Source organism: Type-F symbiont of Plautia stali (assembly GCF_059731105.1).
This window is the reverse complement of sequence record NZ_AP035909.1, coordinates 3,269,754-3,294,286: the sequence shown is the minus strand read 5'-3', so window position 1 is coordinate 3,294,286 and position 24,533 is coordinate 3,269,754. Positions and strand designations below refer to the sequence as shown.

At 59.1% G+C, this 24,533-nt stretch carries 16 protein-coding genes and 3 tRNA genes; 11 read left to right on the top strand and 8 right to left on the bottom strand.

Annotated features, from left to right (window positions below):
* Nucleotides 1-38 precede the first annotated feature (38 nt).
* From recC to recD, 4 genes are all read left to right on the top strand, one after another.
* Entirely contained in the window at nucleotides 39-3,416 is a 3,378-nt protein-coding gene (gene recC / locus AC6I7A_RS15615; RefSeq protein WP_058958016.1) for an exodeoxyribonuclease V subunit gamma, read from the top strand.
* Between the two features lie 108 nt (nucleotides 3,417-3,524).
* A complete protein-coding gene (gene ptrA, locus AC6I7A_RS15610) occupies nucleotides 3,525-6,416 on the top strand; it encodes a pitrilysin (RefSeq protein ID WP_058958015.1) in 2,892 nt (963 codons plus the stop codon).
* The gene (gene recB, locus AC6I7A_RS15605; RefSeq protein ID WP_058958014.1) at nucleotides 6,413-9,952 is read left to right on the top strand and encodes an exodeoxyribonuclease V subunit beta; all 3,540 of its coding nucleotides are present in this window, start codon (nucleotides 6,413-6,415) and stop codon (nucleotides 9,950-9,952) included. The genes ptrA and recB overlap by 4 nt, the downstream gene beginning before the upstream one ends.
* Nucleotides 9,949-11,790 (top strand): exodeoxyribonuclease V subunit alpha, encoded by a 1,842-nt coding sequence (recD, locus tag AC6I7A_RS15600; protein WP_058958013.1) that lies wholly within the window; start codon nucleotides 9,949-9,951, stop codon nucleotides 11,788-11,790. The genes recB and recD overlap by 4 nt, the downstream gene beginning before the upstream one ends.
* A gap of 51 nt (nucleotides 11,791-11,841) precedes the next feature.
* On the opposite strand, the gene argA is transcribed toward recD, so the two are convergent.
* Entirely contained in the window at nucleotides 11,842-13,170 is a 1,329-nt protein-coding gene (gene argA / locus AC6I7A_RS15595) for an amino-acid N-acetyltransferase (protein WP_009087010.1), read from the bottom strand.
* 232 nt (nucleotides 13,171-13,402) lie between these two features.
* On the opposite strand from argA, the gene amiC reads away from it, so the two are divergent.
* Complete coding sequence (gene amiC / locus AC6I7A_RS15590) at nucleotides 13,403-14,647, top strand: N-acetylmuramoyl-L-alanine amidase AmiC (RefSeq protein ID WP_046102475.1); 1,245 nt, start codon at nucleotides 13,403-13,405, stop codon at nucleotides 14,645-14,647.
* A gap of 113 nt (nucleotides 14,648-14,760) precedes the next feature.
* Here the strand turns inward: amiC and AC6I7A_RS15585 are convergent.
* The 3 genes from AC6I7A_RS15585 to AC6I7A_RS15575 all read right to left on the bottom strand — a co-directional run bounded on the left by AC6I7A_RS15585 (nucleotide 14,761) and on the right by AC6I7A_RS15575 (nucleotide 15,110).
* Nucleotides 14,761-14,837 (bottom strand) — tRNA-Met (locus AC6I7A_RS15585).
* Between the two features lie 59 nt (nucleotides 14,838-14,896).
* Nucleotides 14,897-14,973, bottom strand: a tRNA-Met gene (locus tag AC6I7A_RS15580).
* A 60-nt stretch (nucleotides 14,974-15,033) separates the two neighbouring features.
* A tRNA-Met gene (locus AC6I7A_RS15575) sits at nucleotides 15,034-15,110 on the bottom strand.
* A gap of 203 nt (nucleotides 15,111-15,313) precedes the next feature.
* Here AC6I7A_RS15575 and mltA point away from each other — a divergent pair.
* On the top strand, nucleotides 15,314-16,462 hold the full coding sequence (mltA, locus tag AC6I7A_RS15570) for a murein transglycosylase A (RefSeq protein ID WP_009087006.1): 1,149 nt from the start codon (nucleotides 15,314-15,316) through the stop codon (nucleotides 16,460-16,462).
* A 48-nt stretch (nucleotides 16,463-16,510) separates the two neighbouring features.
* Nucleotides 16,511-17,323, top strand: coding sequence for a tRNA cyclic N6-threonylcarbamoyladenosine(37) synthase TcdA (gene tcdA, locus AC6I7A_RS15565; RefSeq protein ID WP_009087005.1), 813 nt, complete (start codon nucleotides 16,511-16,513; stop codon nucleotides 17,321-17,323).
* On the opposite strand, the gene csdE is transcribed toward tcdA, so the two are convergent.
* Together csdE and csdA are read right to left on the bottom strand one after the other, a co-directional pair.
* Nucleotides 17,302-17,757, bottom strand: coding sequence for a cysteine desulfurase sulfur acceptor subunit CsdE (gene csdE / locus AC6I7A_RS15560; protein ID WP_046102473.1), 456 nt, complete (start codon nucleotides 17,755-17,757; stop codon nucleotides 17,302-17,304). The genes tcdA and csdE overlap by 22 nt on opposite strands.
* 2 nt (nucleotides 17,758-17,759) lie before the next feature.
* The gene (gene csdA / locus AC6I7A_RS15555) at nucleotides 17,760-18,968 is read right to left on the bottom strand and encodes a cysteine desulfurase CsdA (protein ID WP_058958273.1); all 1,209 of its coding nucleotides are present in this window, start codon (nucleotides 18,966-18,968) and stop codon (nucleotides 17,760-17,762) included.
* Between the two features lie 209 nt (nucleotides 18,969-19,177).
* Between csdA and AC6I7A_RS15550 the strand changes: the two genes are divergently transcribed.
* The 4 genes from AC6I7A_RS15550 (at nucleotide 19,178) to rlmM (ending at nucleotide 22,192) form a co-directional block, all read left to right on the top strand.
* Nucleotides 19,178-19,402, top strand: coding sequence for a YgdI/YgdR family lipoprotein (locus AC6I7A_RS15550; protein ID WP_009087002.1), 225 nt, complete (start codon nucleotides 19,178-19,180; stop codon nucleotides 19,400-19,402).
* A gap of 333 nt (nucleotides 19,403-19,735) precedes the next feature.
* Nucleotides 19,736-20,653: a transcriptional regulator GcvA gene (locus AC6I7A_RS15545; protein WP_046102471.1), complete on the top strand. Its 918-nt coding sequence runs from the start codon at nucleotides 19,736-19,738 to the stop codon at nucleotides 20,651-20,653.
* A 50-nt stretch (nucleotides 20,654-20,703) separates the two neighbouring features.
* Complete coding sequence (locus tag AC6I7A_RS15540) at nucleotides 20,704-21,099, top strand: DUF423 domain-containing protein (protein ID WP_009087000.1); 396 nt, start codon at nucleotides 20,704-20,706, stop codon at nucleotides 21,097-21,099.
* Nucleotides 21,092-22,192, top strand: a complete 1,101-nt coding sequence (rlmM, locus tag AC6I7A_RS15535; protein WP_009086999.1) for a 23S rRNA (cytidine(2498)-2'-O)-methyltransferase RlmM — start codon at nucleotides 21,092-21,094, stop codon at nucleotides 22,190-22,192. Before AC6I7A_RS15540 ends, rlmM begins: the two co-directional genes overlap by 8 nt.
* A 24-nt stretch (nucleotides 22,193-22,216) precedes the next feature.
* On the opposite strand, the gene xni is transcribed toward rlmM, so the two are convergent.
* Together xni and ppnN are read right to left on the bottom strand one after the other, a co-directional pair.
* On the bottom strand, nucleotides 22,217-22,972 hold the full coding sequence (gene xni / locus AC6I7A_RS15530) for a flap endonuclease Xni (RefSeq protein ID WP_046102470.1): 756 nt from the start codon (nucleotides 22,970-22,972) through the stop codon (nucleotides 22,217-22,219).
* Between the two features lie 35 nt (nucleotides 22,973-23,007).
* The gene (ppnN, locus tag AC6I7A_RS15525; RefSeq protein WP_009086997.1) at nucleotides 23,008-24,372 is read right to left on the bottom strand and encodes a nucleotide 5'-monophosphate nucleosidase PpnN; all 1,365 of its coding nucleotides are present in this window, start codon (nucleotides 24,370-24,372) and stop codon (nucleotides 23,008-23,010) included.
* Between the last annotated feature and the right edge of the window lie 161 nt (nucleotides 24,373-24,533).

Genomic DNA, 24,533 nt, shown 5'->3' with positions numbered 1-24,533 from the left:
ATACCGCAGTCATGTTCTGAGTTACCACAGGAGTTGTCATGTTTCACGTCTATCACTCAAATCAGCTTGATGTGCTGAAGATTCTCGCGGCTGCGGTGATTAAACATGATCCTCTTGATGACCCTTTCGCGTCAGAAATGATACTGGTGCAGAGTCCGGGTATGGCGCAGTGGCTGCAGATGGAGCTGGCGCAGACCTTTGGGATTGCAGCCAACATCGAATTTCCGCTGCCCGCCAGTTTTATCTGGGAGATGTTCGTGCGCGTGCTGCCCGACATCCCGGTAGAGAGTGCCTTCAGCAAGGCCAGTATGAGCTGGAAGCTGATGCACCGGCTGCCGGTGATGCTGGAGCAGGAGGAGTTTACCTCCTTACGTCACTATCTCCATGACGACGGCGACAAGCGCAAACTGTTTCAGCTCAGCTCCCGTGTCGCGGATCTGTTTGACCAGTATCTGGTCTATCGCGCTGACTGGCTCAACAGCTGGGAGCGCGGCGAAAGTATCGACGGGCTGGGCGAAGCGCAGCGCTGGCAGGCCGCCCTGTGGCGCGATCTGGTGAGCTACACCCGCACGCTGCGACAGCCGGAATGGCACCGCGCGAATCTCTATGCGCGATTTATCCGCACGCTGGAGCAGGCGAAGAGCACGCCGGAAAACCTGCCCAGGCGGGTCTTTATCTGTGGTATCTCCGCACTGCCGCCGATCTATCTGCAGGCGCTGCAGGCGCTGGGGCGTCACATCGACATCCACCTGCTGTTTACCAATCCCTGCCGCGACTACTGGGGCGACATTCAGGACTATGCCTTCCTGGCGAAGCTGCAAAGCCGTCAGCGCCGCCGCCATGACGCTGAGGCGGCGCGTGGGCTGTTCCGGGACGCAGAGCAGGCGCCGCAGCTGTTTAACGAAGCCGGTGAACAGCAACTGACGAATCCGCTGCTGGCCTCCTGGGGCAAGCTGGGGCGTGACAACCTCTTTCTGCTCAGCCAGATGGATGCCAGCGACGACATCGATGCCTTTGTGGATGTAGAGCCGGACAACCTGCTGCACTGCATGCAGTACGATCTTCTCAATCTGCTGGACAGTGCCATCATCGGGCTGAACGCGGCGGAACTGGCGCACAGCGATCGCAAGCGCCTCCTCGATCCGGCGGATCGTTCGATCGTGGTGCAGGTCTGCCACAGTGCGCAGCGCGAAGTTGAGGTGCTGCAGGATCATCTGCTGGCGATGATGGAGGCTGATCCGACGCTGAAAGCACGCGACATTATTGTCATGGTGGCCGATATCGACGCTTATGCACCGTTCATTCAGGCCGTGTTCGCCAATGCACCCGCCGATCGCTATCTGCCTTTTGCGATTTCAGACCGGCGAGCCAGTCAGGCGCATCCGGCTATCGTGGCGTTTCTGCATCTGCTGGCGCTGCCGGACAGCCGTTTTGTCTCAGAAGATGTGCTGGCGCTGCTGGATGTGCCGGCGCTGGCGTCTCACTTCGCCATCGATGAAAGCGGCCTGCGTTTGCTGCGGCGCTGGGTCAGCGAGTCAGGCGTTCGCTGGGGGCTGGATGATGCCAGCGTTGAAGCCCTCTCACTGCCGATTACCGGCCAGCACACCTGGCGCTTTGGCCTGCAGCGTATGCTGCTGGGTTATGCGATGGAGAGCCACAACGGCGACTGGGAGGGGATTCTGCCTTATGACGAGTCGAGTGGCCTGGTGGGGGAGCTGGCGGGCCATCTGGCTGAGCTGCTCGCGCGGCTGAATCACTGGCGTGAGCGGCTGGCGGAACCCCGCCCGCTGGCGGAGTGGCTGCCGATGTGCCGGGAACTGCTGAACGCCTTCTTCACGCCTGACGCGGAAACCGAGGCCGCTTTACTGCTGGTGGAAGAGCAGTGGCAGCAACTGATTCAGTACGGGATGGATGCGCGGTTTGAGGAGGCGATCCCGGTGGCGCTGCTGCGCGACGACCTGCGCAGCCGGCTCGATCAGCAGCGCATCAGCCAGCGCTTTCTGGCCGGGCAGATCAACTTTTGTACCCTGATGCCGATGCGTTCAATACCGTTCCAGCTGGTCTGTCTGCTGGGGATGAACGACGGCGTCTATCCGCGCACGCTTGCGCCGTTAGGCTTTGATCTGATGCAGCAGCAGTCCCGTAAAGGCGACCGCAGCCGCCGTGATGATGACCGTTACCTGTTTCTTGAGGCAATGCTCTCCGCTCAGCAGCAGCTCTACATCAGCTATATCGGCCGGGCGATTCAGGATAATACGGAACGCTATCCCTCGGTGCTGGTCACAGAACTGCTGGATTACATCGGACAGAGTTTTTACCTGGAGGGGGATGGTCATCTGGAGCTGGATGAGAGTGCCGGACGGGTACGGGCGCATCTGCAGCACCTCAACAGCAGGATGCCGTTTGCCGCTGAGAACTTCCAGCCTGCCGCCAGACTGCAGAGCTTCGCCCGCGAGTGGCTGCCTGCCGCCCAAGGCGCGGGGCAGCCGCAACCCGAATTTGTCCAGCCGCTGACGGCCCCGGACATCGATGCACTCACCTTAGAGGCCTTTCTGCGTTTCTGGCGGCACCCGGTTCGCGCCTGGTTCCACCAGCGTCTCGGCGTGAGCTTCTGGCTGGAGGAGGATGAGCTGCCCGACAGCGAACCTTTTGCGCTCGACAACCTGGAGCGTTACCAGATCAATGCCCAGTTGCTGAATGCCCTGGTCGAAGGCGAGGATACCCAGCGGCTCTATGCGCACCATCGCGCCGCCGGTAATCTGCCCTACGGCGCATTTGGCGAACTCTTCTGGCAGGCGCAGCGTGATGAGATGCAGGAAGTGGCGGCGGAAGTGGTGAACCAGCGCAGCGACGGCGAGAGCTGGGAAGTGAATCTGCAACTGGAGCAGGTCAGCTTAACCGGCTGGCTGACGCAGGTGCAGAGCGACGGGCTCCTGCGCTGGCGGCCTGGCGTCCTCAACATGAACGATGGCCTGCTGCTCTGGCTGGAGCATCTGATTTACTGCGCGCTGGGCGGCACCGGCAGCAGCCGTATGTATGGCCGCCAGCAGAGCCGCTGGTGTTTTCCTGCCGTGCCGCAGTCAGAGGCGATGGCCGCCCTGAATGACTATATCGCCGGTTACCTCGACGGGTTGCGTCAGCCGCTGATGCTGCTCAGCAAAAGTGGCGGTGCGTGGCTGACCGCCAGCTACGACAAAAAGAGCCAGCAGTTACTCACGGATGAAGCCACGCAGCTGAAGGCGCGCAATCGCCTGCTGACGGCCTGGTCTGGCAGCTACCAGGTGGAGGGTGAAGGCAGCGACCCCTATCTGCAGCGGCTCTGCCGCGTGCTGGATGAGGCGCAACTGCAGCAGATCACTGAGGCGGCGCAGCGCTGGTATTTGCCGGTGCTGGCCGCACATCAGGATGATGAATAGCAGGTCAGAGCGCATTTTGCAGACTGACTACACACACAGAAATTTTTGCCTGGCTTTGAGCCGCCGCGTCAGTAATTGGCGGCTTATCGGGAAACAAGAGGGGTTTACATGCGGCTACACGCACGCTGGATAGCGGCACTACTGTTGAGCCTGGTGGCTTGCACCGCCCTGGCGCAGACATCTGCAGGCTGGCAGCCACTTAACGACACCATTCGCAAAAGTGACCAGGACCCCCGAAACTATCAGGCCATCCGTCTCGATAACGGACTGACGGTATTGCTGGTGTCCGATCCGGTGGCACCGAAATCGCTGGCGGCGCTGACGCTGCCGATTGGATCGCTGGACGATCCCGATCAGCAGGCGGGACTGGCTCACTACCTCGAACATATGGTGCTGATGGGCTCAAAGCGCTACCCGCAGCCGGACAACCTGGCCGAGTTCCTGAAAAAGCATGGCGGCAGCCACAATGCCAGCACCGCCTCTTATCGCACCGCCTTTTATCTGGAAGTGGAAAATGCGGCGCTGGAACCGGCGGTCGACCGCCTGGCGGATGCCGTGGCGGCACCGCTGCTGGATCCGGTCAACGCTGACCGCGAGCGTCACGCCGTCAATGCCGAGCTGACCATGGCGCGCGCGCGTGATGGCCTGCGCATGGCTCAGGTCGGCGCCGAAACCCTGAACCCGGCACACCCGGCGTCGCGTTTTTCTGGCGGTAATTTAGAGACCCTGAAAGATAAGCCGGGCAGTAAACTGCACCAGGCGCTGCTGGACTTCTACCACACGCATTACTCCGCCAACCTGATGAAGGCGGTCATCTACAGCAACAAACCGCTGCCGGAGCTGGCGTCGATTGCGGCCAGAACCTTTGGCCGCATCAAAAATCACCATGCCAGCGTGCCGGAGATTAAAGTACCGGTGGTCACCGATGCGCAGCAGGGCATCATCATTCACTATGTGCCCGCCCAGCCGCGCAAGCAGCTCAAAATTGAATTTCGCATCGGCAACAACAGCGATCGTTTTCGCAGTAAAACGGACACGCTGATCAGCTACTTAATCAGTAACCGCAGCAAAAATACGCTGACCGACTGGCTGCAGAAGCAGGGGCTGGCGGACGGTGTCAATGCCGGCGCCGACCCGATGACCGAACGTAACAGCGGCGTGTTTGCCATTACGGTCTCCCTGACGGATAAAGGCCTGGCGCAGCGTGATGAAGTGGTGGCGGCGGTATTCAGCTACATCAATCTGCTGCGTCAGCAGGGCGACGATAAGCGCTATTTCGATGAGGTTTCTCACGTCCTGGCACTCGACTTCCGCTATCCCTCCATCACCCGCGATATGGATTACATTGAGTGGCTGGCCGACACCATGCTGCGGGTGCCGGTGGAACACACGCTGGATGCGCCTTACCTGGCCGATCAGTACGATGCCGCCGCGATCGCTGCCCGCCTGCAGGAGATGACGCCGCAACGTGCGCGTATCTGGTACATCAGCCCGCAGGAGCCGCACAACAAAAAAGCCTACTTTGTGGACGCGCCTTATCAGGCAGAGAAAATCACGCCGCAGACCTTTGCTGACTGGCAGCAGCGCGCCAGTCAGATCGCGCTGGCAATGCCTGCGCTGAACCCCTATATTCCGGACGACTTCACGCTGCTGCCCGCTGACGGTAAAACCTGGCAGCATCCGGTCAGACTGGCTAACGACGACGGCATGCGCATTTACTGGATGCCCAGCCGCTATTATGCCCGCGAGCCAAAGGCGGCGATCACCCTGGCCTTACGCAACAGGCACGCCATCAGCGATGCGCGTCAGCAGGTGCTGTTCGGCCTGAATGACTACCTCTCCAGCCTGGCGCTGGACGAGCTTAATTCGCAGGCTTCGGTGGGCGGCATCAGCTTTTCAACCGGTGAAGATGAAGGTCTGGTGTTCAATGCCAGCGGCTTTACGCAGCGCCTGCCGGTGCTGCTGAAGAAACTGGTCGAAGGGTATGCCCACTTCCAGCCGACAGAGCAGCAACTGGCGCAGGCAAAATCCTGGTATCTGGAGCGGCTGGAGGCGGCGGAAAAGGGCAAGGCGTTTGAACAGGCGATTCAGCCGATGCAGATGCTCTCTCAGCTGCCTTATACCCAGCGCGAGACGCGCCGCAGACTGGTCAGCACGATCACGCTTGATGAGGTGACGGCTTACCGCGACGCGCTGTTCCGCGATGCGACGCCAGAGATGCTGGTGGTCGGCAACCTCAGTGCAGACAGCGTGACGCAGCTGGGACATGAACTTAAACAGCAGATGCAGAGTCACGCGACCCGCGACTGGCAGAGTCAGTATGTCTCGTTCGATAAACCGCTGAAGGCCAATCTGCAGCAGCCGGGCAGCAGTACCGACTCGGCGCTTGCCGCGCTCTATATTCCGCTGGGCTACAGCGAATATCAGAGCATGGCCAACAGCTCCATGCTGAGCCAGATCGTGCAGCCGTGGTTCTACAACCAGCTGCGCACAAAAGAGCAGCTCGGCTATGCGGTGTTTGCCTTCCAGATGCCGGTCGGCCGACAGTGGGGCGTTGGCTTCCTGCTGCAGAGTAACAGCCGGCAACCTGACTGGCTGCTGCAGCGTTACCAGGCGTTCTATCCCGAGGCGGAAAAACGTCTGCGCAACATGAGCCAGGCCGATTTTGCGCAGTATCAGCAGGCGATGATCAATGACCTGCAGCAGCGTCCCCAGACGCTGGATGAAGAAGCCGATCGTTACAGCCGTGACTTCGATCGTCAGAATGAGACGTTTGATACCCGGCAGAAAGTGATAGAGCAGGTGCAGCTGCTCACCCCGGCCAGCGTGGCAGACTTTTTCCGCAAGGCGGTTATCGAACATAATGGCATGGTCATGACCTCGCAGATTGCGGGCAGTAACAATGGCAAAATTGATTATGCCCGGCAGCCTGGCTGGAAAACCTGGAATGAAGTGGCGCAGTTGCAGCAGTCGCTGCCGGTAAAGAGTGAGACCCAATGACGCAGTTACCCCCCGTATCGCTGAATCCTTTAACGCTGCCGCTCAGGGGTGAGCGGCTGATTGAGGCGTCTGCGGGCACCGGAAAAACCTTTACCATTGGCCTGCTCTATCTGCGCCTGCTGCTGGGGCTGGGCGAAGAAAACGCCTATAGCCGGCCGCTCTCGGTTGAAGAGATTCTGGTGGTGACCTTTACCGAGGCCGCCACCGCCGAGCTGCGCGGCCGTATCCGCGAGAACATCCACCAGCTGCGTCTGGCCTGTATCCGCGGCAAAAGCAGCAATCCGATGCATCAGCGATTACTGGAGCAGATGCCGGATCTGAGTCAGGCCGCGGCGCAGCTACTGGCCGCCGAAAGGCAGATGGATGAAGCCGCCATCTTTACCATCCACGGCTTCTGTCAGCGGATGCTCAATCTGAATGCGTTTGAGTCGGGCATGCTGTTTGAGCAGGAGCTGATCGAAGATGAGCAGGCGCTGCTGAAGCAGTCCGCCGCCGACTTCTGGCGTCGCCAGTGCTATCCGCTGTCGCTGGATGTGGCGCGGATTATCGCCGCAGAGTGGAGCGGGCCGGACAGCCTGCTGAACACGCTGCGTCCCTGGCTCCAGGGCGAAACGCCAGGACTGAAACGACCGCCCGCGGCCGATGAGACGCTGGCCTCCCGCCATGCCCGCAATCTGGCGCGCATCAACGCCATCAAACAGCAGTGGCAGGCGCTGAGTCGCGACGTTGAAGGCATCATCAGCGCCTCAGGCGTGGATAAGCGCAGCTACAGCAGTAAACATCTGCCCAACTGGGTCGCCAGAGTCACCCAGTGGGCCAGCAGTGAGACGCTGGATTATCAGCTGCCGAAGGAGCTGGAGCGGTTTGGCCAGCAGGTGCTGGAGGAGAAAACCAAAAAGGGTGAAGCACCACGCCACGCCCTGTTTGAGGCCATCGACCAGTTTCTGGCAGAGCCGCTGTCGCTGCGGGATGTGATCATTGCTCAGGCGCTGATCGATGTGCGCGCTACGGTTCAGCGCGAGAAGCGGTTGCGGGCGCTGTTAGGTTTTGACGACCTGCTCAGTAAGCTGGATGAGGCGCTGCAACAGCCTGGCGGGGTTCTGCTCGCGGAAACCATCCGGGCGCGTTTCCCGGTCGCCCTGATTGACGAATTCCAGGATACCGACCCGCAGCAATATCGTATTTTCCGCACGCTCTATGTGAATCAGCCGGAGCAGGCGCTGTTTCTGATCGGTGACCCGAAACAGGCGATCTACGCCTTTCGCGGCGCGGATATCTTTACCTATCTGCGGGCCAGAAACGAAGTCAGTGCTCACTACACGCTGGATACGAACTGGCGCTCTTCGCCGGAAATGGTCGAAAGCGTTAACCGCCTCTTCTCTCAGCTTGAGTCACCGTTCCTGTTCTCGGCAATCCCTTTTCAGCCGGTGCAGCCTGCGGCACCCAATCAGTCACTGAAACTGATTTATGATGGGCAGCCGCAACCGGCGTTACGCTTCTGGCTGCAACCCGGTGAGGGCGTCGGCAGCAGTGATTATCAGCAGTTTATGGCGCAGCAGTGTGCCGCCGACATCAGCCGCTGGCTGGTGGCCGGACAGCAGGGGCGCGCCTTTGCAGGAAAAGGTGAGGCGCTGCAGCCGGTGCGGGCTTCCGATATCACGGTGCTGGTGCGCAGCCGCAATGAAGCCACCTTAATCCGCGATGCGCTGAATGCGCTGGCGATCCCCTCGGTCTACCTCTCCAGCCGCGACAGCGTCTATACCACGCCGGAAGCGCGTGAATTACTCTGGCTGCTGCAGGCGATTCAGGCCCCGGAGCAGGAGCGCTTACTGCGCAGCGCGCTGGCGACTTCTATCTTTGGCATTGATGCGGCGACGCTGGAAACGCTGAGCCAGAATGAACGCGACTGGGATGCGCTGGTCGAGCAGTTTGCCGTCTGGCAGCAGCTGTGGCACCAGCGCGGCGTGTTACCGATGCTGCGCGACGTGATGATCAAACGGCAGCTGGCGGAGAATATGCTGGCGTCGGAGAACGGAGAGCGGCGCCTGACCGATCTGATGCATCTGGGGGAATTGCTGCAGGAAGCCTCAGTGCAGCTGGAGAGCCCGCACGCGCTGGTGCGTTTTCTGGCGCAGCAGATTGCCCGCCCGAACAGCCAGGCCGCCAGCCAGCAGCTGCGTCTGGAGAGCGACCGCCACCTGGTGCAGATTATCACCATCCACAAATCGAAAGGGCTGCAATACCCGCTGGTCTGGCTGCCGTTTGCTGCCGGATTCCGCGAAGCGGCCAGTGCGCTTTATCACGACCGCGAAAGTTTTGCGGCTCTGCTGGACGTTCAGGGCGATGCACAAAGCCTGGCGCTGGCAGAAGAGGAGCGTCTGGCAGAGGATCTGCGCCTGCTCTATGTGGCGCTGACCCGCTCGGTGTATCACTGCAGCGTCGGGATTGCGCCGCTGATTAAAGGCACGCGCAAAAAAGAGGGCGAAAGCGACCTGCACAAGAGCGCGCTCGGCTATCTGATTCAGAAAGGCGAGGCGGCCGATGCGCAGCAGCTCAGCCGTTCTCTGCAGGCGTTAACCGGGACGGGCATTGCGCTGGTCGAGGCAGATCTGCTGCCCGGCGAACGATGGCAGGATGCGCAGCCGGGCGACGACGTCCTGAGCAGCCGCGTCGTGACTCAGGCGCGAACGGATGTCTGGCGGGTCACCAGTTATTCCGGCCTGCAGCAGCACCACAGTTCGCCGCTGCTGGATGCATTGCCCAGCTTCGATATTGACGCGGCGGGCGAAGAGGAGAGCGGTGAAGAGACGGCACTGACGCCGCACCATTTTCCGCGCGGTGCGGCACCCGGTACGTTTCTGCACGGCCTGTTTGAGTCTATCGACTTTACTGAACCGCCGGACCGCATCTGGCTGGAAGATCAGCTGCAGCACAATGGCTACCCGCTGAGCTGGTTGCCGGTGCTGGAGGCGTGGATCGCGCGGGTGTTAGAGACCCCGCTCAACGCGGAGGGGCTGACGCTGTCGGCGATCAAAAGCAGCGAACGGCTGATCGAGATGGCGTTTTATCTGCCGATCGATAATCTGCTGACGGCAGCCGGGCTGGATGCGCTGCTGCGGCGGCACGACAGCCTCTCTCAGCAGGCTGCCTCGCTGGATTTTCGTCAGGTGCGGGGCATGCTGAAGGGCTTTATCGATCTGGTCTTCCGCTGGCAGGGAAAATATTATCTGCTCGACTACAAGTCGAACTGGCTGGGGGAAAGCCACAGCGCTTACACCCAGGAGGCGATGGCGCAGGCGATGATCGGGCACAGCTACGATCTGCAGTATCAGCTCTATACGCTGGCGCTGCATCGCTATCTGACCCATCGCCTGCCGGATTACCGCTACGATCGCGATTTTGGCGGCGTCTTTTATCTGTTTTTGCGCGGGATGGATGGCAGCTCGCCCGACAACGGCATTTTTGCTACCCGCCCCTCCGCAGAGTGTGTGGAGGAGATGGATGCACTGTTTGGTAAGAACGGAGAGAGAGGATGAGTGACATGCTGAGTCTGCTGCTGCAGGCAGTCGACAAACGTCTCCTGCGTCCGCTGGATATTCAGTTTGCCCGCCTTGTGGCCGCTGAATCACAGCCTGCGCTGCTGCTCGCGGCGGCCTGCGTCAGCGCCGAGGCGGGCGAGGGGCACGTCTGTTTACCGCTGAGCAACCTCTGTGAAGCCCGGCTGTTTGCCGGCCGGCAGCCTGCACTGGCTCAGGCGATCTGGCAGGCTGCTGGTGCGCCCGATAACTGGTCAGCTCGTCTTGCTGACTGGTCGGCGGTCAGCGACGGCAGTCGGGTGACGCCCCTGGTGCTGAGCAATCAGCGTCTCTACCTGCATCGTCTGTGGCACAGCGAAGGCCGGGTTGCCGACTTTTTTGCCGCTCAGGAGATGACCTCCGCGCTGGATATGCGTGCCGCCGGTGAGGTGCTCAACAGCCTGTTTGGTGACCAGCCGGAAAACTGGCAGAAGATTGCAGCAGCGGTGGCGCTGACCCGCAAGACGGCGGTGATCTCCGGCGGCCCCGGCACCGGGAAAACCACCACCGTGGCGAAACTGCTCGCGGCGCTGATTCGTCTGCATCCCGGCGCGCTGCGGATCCAGCTGGCGGCCCCGACCGGTAAAGCTGCCGCGCGGCTGACCGAATCTCTGGGCAGGGCACTGCAGGATCTGGCCGTGAGTGACGAAGAGCGTCAGCGTTTTCCTGCTGAAGCCACGACCCTGCATCGCCTGCTGGGCGCGCAACCTGATACCCAGCGCCTGCGCTATCATGCCGGTAACCGGCTGCATCTTGATGTGCTGGTGGTGGATGAAGCCTCGATGGTCGATTTGCCGATGATGGCCAAACTGATTGCCGCGCTGCCGCCGCATGCCCGCGTGGTGTTTCTGGGCGATCGCGACCAGCTGGCCTCGGTTGAGGCGGGGGCGGTACTGGGCGACATCTGCCGCTGTACCGAAAGTGGCTACAGCCAGGCGCGGGCAGAACAGCTTGCCCTGCTGACCGGCTGCACCCTGCAGGGCAGTGACGACCTGCAGGCGCCGACGGTGCGCGACAGCATCTGCCTGCTGCAGAAAAGTTACCGTTTTGACGCCTCATCCGGCATCGGTCTGCTGGCAAAAGCCATCAATCGTGGTGACGCGGAGGAGGTCAGGGCGGTGTTTGCTGAGGCCTATGAGGATGTCAGCTATCAGCCGCTGGACAGTGCGGAAGCCTATCAGGCGATGCTGGATGAAGTCGCCGCTGGTTATCAGCCCTTCCTGCAGCTGATCAGGGAGCAGGCCTCACCCGCAGAGGTGATTGCGGCGTTTGGCCGTTATCAGCTGCTCTGTGCACTGCGAGACGGCCCCTTTGGCGTGCAGGGGCTGAATCAGCGCATCGAACAGCGGCTGATGCAGCTGCAGCGCCTCCGTCGTCCTGGCATCGGCAGCCGCTGGTATGCCGGGCGGCCGGTGATGATTACCCGCAATGACAGCGCGCTCGGCCTGTTTAACGGCGACATTGGCATTGCGCTTCGTGATGATGAGGGCAACCTCCGGGTCTTTTTCCCGCTGCCGGATGGCACGATCAAAGCGATTCAGCCGAGCCGTTTACCCTCACATGAAACCGCCTGGGTCATGACGGTGCATAAATCACAGGGATCGGAGTTTGACCACACTGCGCTGGTCATGCCAACCCAGTCTCTGCCGGTACTGACCCGCGAACTGGTTTACACCGCCATTACGCGCGCGCGGCGTCAGCTGACCATCTACAGCGAACCGGGTGTGTTTCAGCGCGCCGTGCAGCTGCAGACGCAGCGACGCAGTGGTCTGGTCGATCGACTGAGCGCAGCAGGATAGAAGAGAGGGGGAGAGTTCACATCCATGATCGCTCTCCCCCGGAGGGGGACATCAGGTGAGGTCGGCCATCAGCACTTTTGAGCGCCGCTGATAGTTGTACATCTCTTTTTTACTTTCCGGCAGTGACTCGATATCTACCGGCGTAAAGCCGCGCTCCTGGAACCAGTGGATGCTGCGGGTGGTTAACACGAACAGTTTTTCCAGCCCCATCTGGCGCGCCTGAAGCGCTACACGCTGCAACAGCATCTCACCGCGTGAAGAGCTGCGATAGTCCGGATGCACCGCCACACAGGCCATTTCGCCAATCTTCTCATCCATAAAGGGATAGAGTGCCGCACAGGCGATGGTCAGGTTATCGCGCTGAATGATGGTGAATTTATCAATCTCCATCTCCAGCTGCTCGCGTGAGCGGCGAACCAGAATGCCCTGCTGCTCAAGCGGCCGGATCAGTTCGAGGATGCCGCCAATGTCGTTGATGTTGGCGCGGCGGATCTGTTCTGCCGACTCCATCACGATCTGCGTACCGATACCATCGCGAGAAAAGAGCTCCTGCAACAGCGCGCCATCTTCCTGATAGCTGATCAGGTGGCTGCGGCGGACTCCGCTGCGGCAGGCTTTCACCGCCCCCCTCAGGAAACGCACCGTGCCGGAAAGGTAGTCACCTTCCTTTTCAATCTCGTCGATGCGGGCCTGCGCATCGTTCGGGAAGAGTTCGGAAATGATCTCGCCGTCGCTGTTCAGCACGCCCTGCTCAGAGCAGAAGCCGATCATTTTTTCCGCTTTAAGTTTGATCGCCAGCTGGGTGGCGACCTCTTCGGAGGTCAGGTTAAAGCTCTCGCCGGTCACGGAAACCGCCACCGGGCCAAGCAGCACAATGGCGTCGTTATCCAGCTGACGATGAATCGCCGCCTCATCAATACGACGGATGCGGCCGCTGTGGCAGTAATCCACGCCATCATCCACGCCCAGCGGCTGTGAAATGATGAAGTTGCCGCTCACCACATTGATATGCGCACCCTGCAGCGGCGTGTTGTTCAGACTCATCGAGAGGCGGGCCGTAATATCTAACTGCAGCCGGCCGGCCGCCTGTTTTACCAGCTCCAGGGATTGCGCGTCGGTCACCCGGGTAAACTTATGATAAACCGGCTCCAGCTGCTGCTGCGCCAGACTGGCATCAATCTGCGGGCGGGCGCCATAGACCACCACCAGACGGATACCCAGGCTGTGAAGCAGGCCGATATCATTGACGATGCCGGAGAAGTTCTCATGCTCAATCGCCTCGCCACCCAGCATGATGACAAAGGTTTTACCCCGGTGGGCATTGATATAGGGAACGGTATGGCGAAACCCCTGAACCAGCTCGGTACTACGTTCCTTCACGGCCAACCCTCAATGAATGTTTATTCGTGTTTTTTGTATTTTTATGCTTTTGCGTGCCATTTTGCAAGCCTTAATCCTGACGAAAATTTACGTTTTTATGAGTGTCAAAGCCGCTAACAGCCTGCATTATTTAGGTTTTCCAGAGTGACATCATTCCGGGGATTGGATAAAGTTTTCGCCGCCATTTTATTAACTGGCGCTTTTTTAGACATTACTCAGCAGCTGGAGCGGCATGTCAGACGTTAATTCCCATTTTTCACGCAGACGATTTTTACAGGGGACAGGCGCCTTACTGCTGTTAAGCGTCAGCCGCACCGGGCTGGCGGCAAAAAATCACATTGTGGCCGTGCGCATCTGGCCCTCATCGACCTATTCACGGATGACGCTGGAGTCCAGCGTTGAGCTGAAATATAAGCAGTTTGCGCTGAGCAATCCTGAACGCCTGGTCATAGATATTCAGGGCCTGCACCTTAATCCGGTCCTGAAAGGGGTCAACAAACTGGTGCGGGTCGATGATCCCTTTATTAAACATGCCCGGGTCGGCCAGTTCGACAGCGACACGGTTCGCGTCGTTCTCGAATTAAAGCGCAACGTTTCGCCGAAGATCTTTAATCTGGCCCCGGTCGCCGGAATCAATCACCGGCTGGTGGTGGACCTCTATCCGACCCAGAACCAGGCGGAAGACGATCCGCTGCTTGCGCTGCTGAAAGATTATAATCAGGGCGCGCTGGAGAAAGACGCCGGAGTTCAGGCCCCTCTGCCGGGCAGGGCGGGACGCGATCGACCAATTGTCATCATGATCGATCCGGGGCACGGCGGGGAAGATCCGGGCGCACACGGCAAATATAAGACCCGCGAAAAGGATATCGTGCTGAAGATCGGACGGCGGCTTAAAGCGCTGATCGACAAAGAGTCCAACATGAAGGCGTACATGACGCGCAATGAGGATGTCTTTATTCCGCTGCGCGTCAGGGTTGCTAAAGCCCGCAAACAGCGCGCCGATCTCTTTGTTTCCATCCATGCAGATGCCTTCACCAGCCGGGCGGCGCGCGGTTCGTCAGTCTTTGCCTTATCCACCAGCGGGGCAACCTCCGCCGCGGCCCGTTTTCTGGCTCAGACGCAGAATGAATCCGATCTGATTGGCGGCGTCAGCAAAAGCGGTGACCGCTATCTCGATCACACCATGTTCGACATGGTGCAGCGTCAGACGATCCATGACAGCCTGAAGTTCGGTAAAGAGGTGCTGCATCGCATGGGCCGCATCAACCATCTGCACAAGCGCACTGTCGATCAGGCGGGATTTGCCGTGCTGAAAGCCCCGGATATCCCCTCTATTCTGGTGGAAACGGCGTTTATCAGTAACGTGGAGGAGGAGCGGAAGTTACGCACCACCCGCTATCAGCATCAGGTTGCGGAGGCGATTCTGAACGGCATCAAAGCCTATGTGGAGAGTGGGGCCGCGCTGGCGCATCGCTAATTAACGTGCGGGTAGCCCCGGTTATCCGCAGACTTTTCGCCGTGGAAAGAGAGAAAACAGAAGAGAAGGGGAAGGGCAGAAACAAAAAAACACCCTTTCAGGTGTTTAAATAGTGGTTGCGGGGGCCGGATTTGAACCGACGACCTTCGGGTTATGAGCCCGACGAGCTACCAGGCTGCTCCACCCCGCGTCCGTCATGCGCTTTGCGACTTTTTATTTTCTGACATCTGTGAAACCGCTGCAAAAGTGTGGTTGCGGGGGCCGGATTTGAACCGACGACCTTCGGGTTATGAGCCCGACGAGCTACCAGGCTGCTCCACCCCGCGTCCGTCTTGCGCTTTGCGACTTTTCACATTGTCACTTCTGCCAGAGTGCTACAGAAGTATTGGTTGCGGGGGCCGGATTTGAACCGACGACCTTCGGGTTATGAGCCCGACGAGCTACCAGGCTGCTCCACCCCGCGTCCGTGGAAGCGCACTATACTCTCCGCGCTGATTGATGCAACCCCTTTTTGCAGATAAAAGCCAAATTAACAGCCAGTTGCTGAAGGATTCCCCCATCTGGCTAATTATTGAACTGTTCCGCGCGAGGTCAAAGCGGATGCATTTCATTCTGCCGGGGGCTTTGCTATCGTCGCGGGGCGAACAGTTATAAAAAGAGAAGAGAATGAAATTACATTGGGTGAAGTATGCACTCACTGGCGCGTTGATTACGCTGCTGGCGGCCTGTAGCTCTAAACCGACCGATCGCGGTCAGCAATATAAAGATGGCAAACTGGAACAGCCGCTGGCGCTGGTGAATCAGCCCAATGCCAAAGGCGCGCCGGTCAATGGCCGGGACTTTGGCGAGCAGGTTCGCCAGATCCAGTCCGCCTCGTCTGCGCTCTATGGTCGCCAGAACGGCACCTACAGCGCGATTGAGAGCTGGCTGATGGCGGGCGCCGACACCCGGCAGCTTCGTCAGTACGGGCTGAACGCCTGGCAGATGGAGGGCACGGATAACTACGGTAACGTGCAGTTTACCGGTTACTATACGCCGGTGGTGCAGGCGCGCTACACCCGTCAGGGTGAATTCCAGTATCCGATTTACCGCATGCCGCCGCGCAAACGTGGTGCAAAACTCCCGAGCCGCGCCTCTATCTATAGTGGCGCACTCGATGACCGCTACATTATCGCCTACAGCAACTCGCTGATTGATAACTTCATGATGGATGTGCAGGGCAGTGGCTACGTCGACTTTGGCGATGGCCGCCCGATGAGCTTCTTTGGTTACGCCGGTAAAAATGGCTGGGGTTATCACAGCATCGGTAAGGAGCTGATCGATCGCGGTGAAGTGAAGCGCGAAGATATGTCGATGCAGGCGATTCGCCAGTGGGCGCAGGAGCACTCGCCGCAGGAAGTGCGTGCGCTGCTGGAGACAAACCCCTCTTTCGTCTTCTTTAAGGCGGAGCCTTTCACACCGGTGCGCGGTGCCAGTGCGGTGCCGCTGGTAGCGAAAGCCTCTGTGGCTTCTGACCGCTCCATCATTCCGGCAGGCACGGTGCTGCTGGCTGAAGTGCCACAGCTGAATGAGAAGGGCAAATTCAACGGTAAGTATGAGATGCGCCTGATGGTGGCCCTCGACGTGGGTGGTGCGATTAAAGGGCAGCACTTTGATATCTATCAGGGTATCGGCCCGGACGCGGCGCATCTGGCGGGCTTCTATAATCACTACGGACGCGTCTGGGTGCTCAAGGCCGCGCCGGGGGCCGGTCAGCCGCTGTTCTCCAGCCCGCAAAACGGCAACAGTGGTTCACTGCTTCTGGGCGCTAACTGATTTCTTCTCTGCGGGCCTGCGGGCCCGCACGACGTAACAGGTTCAACTATGAAAGTGTTAAACGACGCCTGGCATCAGCGCTTTGGCGGCACGGCGCGTCTCTATGGTCAGGATGCGCTGCAACGGTTTGCTGACGCTCACTTCTGCGTGATCGGTATCGGTGGCGTCGGCTCCTGGGCCGCAGAGGCGCTGGTGCGCACCGGCATTGGCAAAATTACCCTGATTGATATGGATGATGTCTGCATCACTAATACCAACCGGCAGCTTCATGCGCTGCAGGGCAACGTCGGTAAGGCGAAAACAGAGGTGATGGCTGAGCGTCTGCGTGCCATCAATCCTGACTGTGACGTGATCTGCATTGATGACTTTATTACGCCTGATAACACCGCTGAACTGATGGCAGCCGGTTTCGACTACGTGATTGACGCGATCGACAGCGTGCGGCCTAAAGCGGCGCTGATCGCCTGGTGTCGCCGCAATAAGATCCCGCTGATCACCACCGGTGGCGCAGGCGGGCAGATTGATCCCACCCAGATCCAGGTCACCGATCTGGCGAAGACCATCCAGGATCCGCTGGCGGCAAAGCTGCGTGAGCGACTGAAAGGTCTGGGCGTGGTGAAAAACAGCAAAGGAAAACTGGGCATCGACTGCGTTTTTTCCACCGAGGCGCTGGTCTATCCGCAGGCGGATGGCAGCGTCTGTGCGTCACGCGCCACGGCAGAAGGGCCAAAGAGAATGGACTGTTCGTCTGGCTTTGGTGCGGCCACCATGGTGACCGCCAGCTTTGGCTTTGTCGCCGTTTCGCACGCGCTGAAGAAATTTCTGGCGCGCGCAGCCCGTCAGGATGCCGTCAGCGCCTGACGCGCGGCCTGCCGGACGGCGTCGGCCAGCGCCTGCAGGCCGCTGCTGCGTGAAGCACTGAGCTGAGCGCGCAGTCCCAGCGTATCAAACAGCGTCAGGGGATCGTCTGCCAGCAGCTGGTCAGGCATCCGGCCCTCAACGGCGGTCAGCAGTACCGCCAGCAGGCCACGTACGATGCGTCCTTCGCTGTCACCGTAGAAATGCAGCGCGCCATCCTCACGCAGCTGGCTGCCCAGCCAGACCCGGTTCTCACAGCCGCTCAGCTCAATGTCCGCGGTTTTCAGCGCCTCCGGCAGAGCCGGCAGCTGACGACTCAGCTGAATCAGCTGACGATAGCGATCTTCCCACTGATGAAAGTGGCTGAAACGCTCTGTCAGGCTGGCAACGGTAATCTGCTCGCCAAACGGGTGTGGCGCTAACAGCGATGAACACATAATCAAAACTCCGATAACAGCGCGACGGCGCTCTTCATGGCGCGCACCAGCGCATCAACATCCTGCAGGTTATTATAGGGGGCAAAAGAAGCCCGCAGCGTGCCGCTGACCCCCAGCGCCGCCAGCAGCGGCTGCGCACAGTGCTGACCGGCCCGCAGCGCGATGCCCTGTTCGGCCAGCAGCGTCACCAGATCGCTGTGATGCTGATCGGCAAAATCAAAGGCCAGCAGGCTGGCACTGCCGCAGCGAAAGCTGCGGAAACCCGGCAGCTCCGCCAGCTGCTCCTCGGCCAGCGTTGCCAGCTGCTGGCTCCAGCGCTCCATCTGCGTCAGGTCGTACTGCGACAGCCAGCTCAGCGCGGCACTTAAGCCCACCACGCCCGCCACATTCGGTGTCCCTGCCTCGAAGCGCCACGGCACCGGCTGCGGCGTAAAGCCAGTGAAATCGACATCGGTAATCATCTTGCCGCCGCCCTGCCAGGGTTCCATCGCCTCCAGCAGTTCAGCTTTGCCATAGAGCGCACCGATGCCCATCGGCGCGTAAATTTTATGGCCGGAAAAGGCGTAAAAGTCGATATCCAGCGCCTGCAGATCGGGCGGGCAGTGCACCACCCCCTGCGCGCCATCGACCATCACCCTGGCACCCACATCGTGCGCCAGCTGAATCGCCCGGGCGAGATCGGGACAACCGCCAGTGACGTTCGACATCTGGCCGACCGCCAGCAGGCGGGTGCGGCGGTTCAGCAGGGCGGGCAACAGGCCGATATCGGGCAGCCGGTCCGGCCCTAAGGGCCATTTCACCACGCGCGCACCGCAGGCCTGGGCGGCCATCAGCCAGGGCACCAGGTTTGCGTGATGCTCTGCTTCGCTGACCACAATCTCGTCGCCGGGCTGTAAGCGCGGACGCAGCCAGCTGTTTGCCACCAGATTGATCGCTTCGGTGGTGCCGCGTGTCCAGACGATCTCACGATCGTCCGCGGCGTTAAGCCAGCGGGCAACCTGAGATCGCGCCTGCTCATAGCGCTGGGTCAGGGCCTGCGCGGCGGCAAACTGACTGCGGTGCACCGTGCCCGCACTCAGGCTGTAAAACTGCTGCGTACTCTCAATAACAGCCTGGGGTTTCAGCGTGGTCGCTGCGCTGTCGAGATAGACACCGGCGTCGGCGAGTGCGGGAAACTGCTGGCGAAATGCGGTGGGATTAAATGCGGTCATGCCTGGCCCATAGTGTGAATAATCAGGACCACACTGAAAGCGTGGTCGGCGTCTGGCAAAGCTGGAAAAGCGCGTTATGCTGAATATTGCAAGGTTTGAACCAAACCCGCATAACGATCGGACGTTCACTGGTCGATCTCACTTATCGGCTGCCTCTGGTTAGCGTAACGCGGGTGGTTTGATGCAATCAATCTACAAGGAGATAGCAGATGAATAAACTTACCGCAGTGCTGGCCGTGTGTACTCTGGCTTTTACCCTGGCGGGCTGTTCAAGCAATTACGTGATGCATACCAATGATGGACGCACCATTGTTGCTGATGGCAAGCCTAAGGTTGATGATGATACCGGTATGATCAGCTATAAAGATGCGAATGGCAACGAGCAGCAGATTAACCGTACTGACGTCAAAGAGATGGTTGAGATGGGCCAGTAAGCAGCAAAAAAAAGCACCGCAATTTGCGGTGCTATTTAAAATCACTATGGACAGACAGGGTAAATCTACAGGAATTAAGAGTTCGATCCGCAATCGTCGGATCAAAAAATTGCAAACACAACATCACGACCACAAGCCAAAAGCTTTCAGAAAATCTGCGAACTCACTCACAAATCTAAAAACTTTTCGTTCCGGCTCAGGAAGTGCGGCAACTATAGGTATTTGCTGGTGGTTCCTCAACGGACAAATTATAATGCCTCGGATTAAAAATTCTAATACGTAAACGCTTTGTATAAGCCCGCGTATTTTTCGCCGATCCGGATACGGAAAACCATGTCGAAACGCCTTCCTCCTCTCAACGCACTGCGTGTTTTTGACGCGGCTGCGCGTCATCTCAGCTTTACCAAAGCCGCTGAAGAGCTGTTTGTCACCCAGGCAGCTGTAAGCCATCAGATAAAGTCTCTGGAAGATTTTCTCGGGTTAAAGCTGTTCAGACGGAGGAATCGTTCGTTATTACTGACGGAAGAAGGACAAAGCTACTACCTCGATATCAAAGAGATCTTCTCGGCGATAAACGAAGCGACCCGCAAGCTGCAGGCGCGCAGCGCCAAGGGGGCGCTGACCGTCAGTTTACTGCCGAGCTTTGCCATTCAGTGGCTGGTTCCCCGTCTCTCCAGCTTTAATATGGCTTATCCGGGGATCGATGTGCGCATCCAGGCCGTAGACCGCGACGAAGAGAAACTGGCCGACGATGTCGACGTGGCGATCTTTTACGGACGCGGTAACTGGCCGGGGCTGCGGGTCGAAAAACTCTATGCCGAATATCTGCTACCGGTCTGTTCACCGTCGCTGATGACCGGCGATAATCCGCTGAAAACGCCGATGGACCTGTCGCGCTTTACGCTGCTGCATGACGCCTCCCGCCGTGACTGGCAATCCTATATCCGGCAGCTCGGCCTGCAGCATATTAATGTGCAGCAGGGGCCAATCTTCAGCCACAGCGCCATGGTGCTGCAGGCGGCGATTCATGGTCAGGGCGTGGCGCTGGCAAATAACGTCATGGCGCAGAGCGAAATCGAAGCGGGGCGGTTAATCTGTCCGTTTAATGATGTCTTAGTCAGTAAAAATGCTTTTTATCTGGTTTGTCATGACAGTCAGGCAGAACTGGGTAAAATAGCGGCCTTCCGACAGTGGATCCTGGCAAAAGCCGCAACCGAACAAGAAAAATTCCGCTTTCGTTACCAACAATAACATCTTGATTTGTTTGCATTACGATGCAAAAGCACCCTGAGGATCGGTTAATGTCCAGTCGTGCCATGTTTGTTTTTGCGGCTATCAGCGGTTTTCTGCTGGTGGCTTTTGGCGCATTTGGTGCCCACGTTTTACGTCAGTCGCTGGGCGCGGCTGAAATGGCCTGGATTCATACCGGGCTGGAATATCAGGCTTATCATACGCTCGCGGTGATGGGCCTGGGGGCGGCGATGTTGCGCCGTGCCAATATCTGGTTTTACTGGAGCAGTGCGCTGATGGCGCTCGGCACCGTGCTGTTCAGCGGCAGCCTCTACTGTCTGGCGCTGTCGCATCTGAAGTTTTGGGTTTTTATCACCCCCGTGGGCGGAATCTGTTTCCTCGCTGGTTGGGTATTGATGTTGATTGGCGCGCTGCGTCTTAAACGAAAGGCAGAACGCCATGAATAAAGTTTTACTCTATTGTCGTCCCGGTTTTGAAAAAGAGTGCGCGGCGGAAATCAGCGCCAAAGCGGCAGAACGTGAAGTCTACGGTTTTCCGCGGGTTAAAGAGGATGCCGGCTATGTGCTCTTTGAGTGCTATCAGTTTGAAGATGCTGAGCGTCTGGTGCGGGAACTGCCGTTTCAGGAGCTGATCTTTGCCCGGCAGATGCTGGTCGTGGGCGAACTGCTGCGCGACCTGCCGCAGGAGGATCGCATTACGCCGATTGTCGGTATGCTGACCGGCGTTGTTGAGAAGGGCGGCGAACTGCGTGTTGAAGTGCCGGACACCAACGAAGCCAAAGAGCTGACCAAATTCTGCCGTAAGTTTACCGTGCCGCTGCGCGCGGCCCTGCGTGAAAGTAAGATCCTGCTCAACTACGAAAGCCCGAAACGGCCGGTGGTGCATGTCTTCTTCATCGCGCCAGGTACCTGTTATGTTGGCTACTCCCTGCCGGAAAACAGCTCGCCGTTTTACATGGGGATTCCGCGGCTTAAGTTTCCATCGGATGCGCCAAGCCGCTCCACCCTGAAGCTGGAAGAGGCGTTTCACGTCTTTATTCCGGCCGATGAGTGGGATGAGCGCTTAGCCAGCGGCATGTACGCGGTCGATCTGGGTGCCTGTCCGGGCGGCTGGACCTATCAGCTGGTCAGACGCAGCATGATGGTTTACGCGGTCGACAACGGTCCGATGGCCCCGAGCCTGATGGAAACCGGTCAGGTGATGCACGAAAAAGCGGACGGTTTTAAGTTCCGTCCGCCACGCACCAATATCAGCTGGCTGGTGTGTGACATGGTGGAGAAACCGGTTCGCGTGGCAAATCTGATGGCCGACTGGCTGGTCAACGGCTGGTGCCGTGAAGCGATCTTCAACCTCAAGTTGCCGATGAAAAAGCGTTATGAAGAGGTAACGCAGAATCTGGCGATGCTTCAGGAGAGGCTGAATGAGAACGGCATCAACGCTCAGATCCAGGCGCGTCAGCTCTATCACGATCGCGAAGAGGTGACGGTGCATGTCCGTCGCATCTGGGCCGCCACAGGAGGGCGTCGCGACGAACGTTAATCGTCGGGCTGAGTGTTGCGGCACTCAGCCACGATAACGCAGCGTGTTCAGATTCCCTGCCAGCAGCAGATCCCGTTTCAGCGTCGCGACCTGACGGCTGATTTCAGCCATCTGCTGTCCTTCCGCAAGCTTTTCACGCCATTTAGCCGGCACCTTATCGAGTTGCTGATAGATCCCCTCCAGCGTGTGAAACTCTGCGAGCAGCTGTTTCGCGCTTTTCGGGCCGATACCGCTGACACCCGGGATCTTACTGCTGCTGATCCCGCACAATCCCCAGAAGTCGGGCAACCGCTGCGGGGGAACGCCAAATTCGGCGTCGATAAAGGGCTGGTCGAGCCAGCGCTTCTGGAAGTAGTCGCGGATGCGGATTTCCGGGGCCAGCAACTGGCAGTAGCCTTTATCCGTGGAGACAATAGTGGCCTGATGGCCAGCCTGGGCCATTTTGACCGCCAGCGTCGCCGCCAGATCATCTGCCTCATCCTCGCCCGCCATCCAGCAGCTTACCCCGGCGGCACGAAAGGCTTCCTGCAGCGCCGGCATCTCCGCCTGTAAATCCTCAGGCATCGGCGGACGCCCGCTTTTGTAATCGGCTAACAGCTGATGGCGCCAGCCCTGATGACGCGCGTCGCCATCAAATACGGCCACGGCGTGCGTCGGGCGGGTGTGGCCTAAGACCTGACGCAGCGCGGCGACGCAGCCTTCGACACAGGGGGAGCCCTGAACCGCATGGAGACGGCGTATCAGGTTCAGCGCATCAACAATAACAAGATGAAGAGCCATGAGAGTCCGGGCAGCCCGACGGGCTGCCTCCTGGTTTATTTAATGATTTCGTAGCAGGGGATGTAGGCGGTGCCGGGCAGTTTCATACGCTGCTGAGCAACGAAGCCCTGCAGCAGCTCGTCCATGCGGTGCATAATGTCGGCATCGCCATGCAGCCGGTAACGTCCTTTCTCACGGATTTCGCGGATCCCGATCTCTTTCACGTTACCGGCTACGATGCCTGAGAAGGCCCGGCGCAGGTCAGCAGCCAGCTTTTCAGGAGGCTGGTTGGTGTAGAGATTGAGGTTCGCCATGTTTTCATGGGTCGGTAGGAAAGGGATCTGCAGATCGGGCTCGATGCGGATGGACCAGTTGAAACTGTACGCATCGCCGGTTTCGCGACGATTCTCTTTGACCTGCGGCATCGCTTTCTTCATCAGACGCGCCACTTCGGCTGCATCATTAATGATGATCTGATAATGCTTGCGCGCCTGCTCGCCCAGCGTGTTAACAATGAAATCATCCAGCACGCGGAAGTAGTCGGCGCTCTCTTCCGGTCCGGTCAGGATCAGCGGCAGCACCTGGTCCTTGTTCTGCGGGTTCATCAGAATGCCCAGCAGGTAGAGCAGCTCTTCGGCGGTGCCGACCCCGCCCGGGAAAATGATAATGCCGTGGGCAATACGCACAAAGGCTTCCAGACGCTTCTCAATGTCCGGCATGATGATCAGCTCATTGACCAGTGGGTTGGGCGGTTCCGCCGCAATAATTGAGGGTTCGGTGAGACCAATAAAGCGGCTGTCACGGTAGCGCTGCTGCGCATGGCCGACGGCGGCCCCTTTCATCGGGGCTTCCATGACGCCGGGTCCGCAGCCGGTACAGATATTCAGCTCACGCAGGCCCAGCTGTGTGCCGACATTGCGGCAATACTGATATTCAACCGCGTTAATGGAGTGACCGCCCCAGCAGACCACGGTGTTGGGGTACTCACCGATGTGCAGTGCCCGTGCATTACGCAGAATGGAGAAAACGGTGTTGGTGATCGTGGCGGAGTCATTCTCTTCACCCGCGGTTAAGCGCCCCGGCATGGCGAGCTGGCCGCTGACAAACAGGATGTCGCGCAGTACCGCAAACAGGTTCGCCTGCAGGGAGCGGATGATGCGGCCATCCACAAAGGCCTCTTCCGGTGGGTTGATCAGCTCCAGTTTGACGCCACGCTCACGGCGCAGCACGTTGATGTCGAAGTTTTCAAAGCGGGAGAGCAGTTCGTGGCTGCTGTCAGTCTGGCTGCCAGAGTTAAGCACGGCCAGAGAGCAATTGCGGAACAGCTGATAGAGGTCGCTGCTGGCGGTGCGCTTGAGCATATCGACTTCCAGCTGCGAGAGCAGATCCATTGAGCCAAGGGGGCTGATATGGGTAATCAAATGAACTCCTTTACACCCGCCTGGGTGCGTGTTGGCACTGCAACGGCAGTGACGAAAATCCCTGGTCGGCAACCCGCAGATTGCCGCCATCACCAGAGTAGCCTTGTCGGCCCGCCCAGCTCAAGCGGAACTGCGCTTCCTTCATGCAGCCTGCGAGAGCT

Excerpts from the sequence above, each read along its gene's own strand:
- recC (WP_058958016.1), top strand. The coding sequence starts at position 39 with ATGTTTCACGTCTATCACTCAAATCAGCTTGATGTGCTGAAGATTCTC.
- ptrA (WP_058958015.1), top strand. The coding sequence starts at position 3,525 with ATGCGGCTACACGCACGCTGGATAGCGGCACTACTGTTGAGCCTGGTG.
- recB (WP_058958014.1), top strand. The coding sequence starts at position 6,413 with ATGACGCAGTTACCCCCCGTATCGCTGAATCCTTTAACGCTGCCGCTC.
- recD (WP_058958013.1), top strand. The coding sequence starts at position 9,949 with ATGAGTGACATGCTGAGTCTGCTGCTGCAGGCAGTCGACAAACGTCTC.
- amiC (WP_046102475.1), top strand. The coding sequence starts at position 13,403 with ATGTCAGACGTTAATTCCCATTTTTCACGCAGACGATTTTTACAGGGG.
- mltA (WP_009087006.1), top strand. The coding sequence starts at position 15,314 with ATGAAATTACATTGGGTGAAGTATGCACTCACTGGCGCGTTGATTACG.
- tcdA (WP_009087005.1), top strand. The coding sequence starts at position 16,511 with ATGAAAGTGTTAAACGACGCCTGGCATCAGCGCTTTGGCGGCACGGCG.
- csdE (WP_046102473.1), bottom strand. The coding sequence starts at position 17,757 with ATGTGTTCATCGCTGTTAGCGCCACACCCGTTTGGCGAGCAGATTACC.
- csdA (WP_058958273.1), bottom strand. The coding sequence starts at position 18,968 with ATGACCGCATTTAATCCCACCGCATTTCGCCAGCAGTTTCCCGCACTC.
- AC6I7A_RS15550 (WP_009087002.1), top strand. The coding sequence starts at position 19,178 with ATGAATAAACTTACCGCAGTGCTGGCCGTGTGTACTCTGGCTTTTACC.
- AC6I7A_RS15545 (WP_046102471.1), top strand. The coding sequence starts at position 19,736 with ATGTCGAAACGCCTTCCTCCTCTCAACGCACTGCGTGTTTTTGACGCG.
- AC6I7A_RS15540 (WP_009087000.1), top strand. The coding sequence starts at position 20,704 with ATGTCCAGTCGTGCCATGTTTGTTTTTGCGGCTATCAGCGGTTTTCTG.
- rlmM (WP_009086999.1), top strand. The coding sequence starts at position 21,092 with ATGAATAAAGTTTTACTCTATTGTCGTCCCGGTTTTGAAAAAGAGTGC.
- xni (WP_046102470.1), bottom strand. The coding sequence starts at position 22,972 with ATGGCTCTTCATCTTGTTATTGTTGATGCGCTGAACCTGATACGCCGT.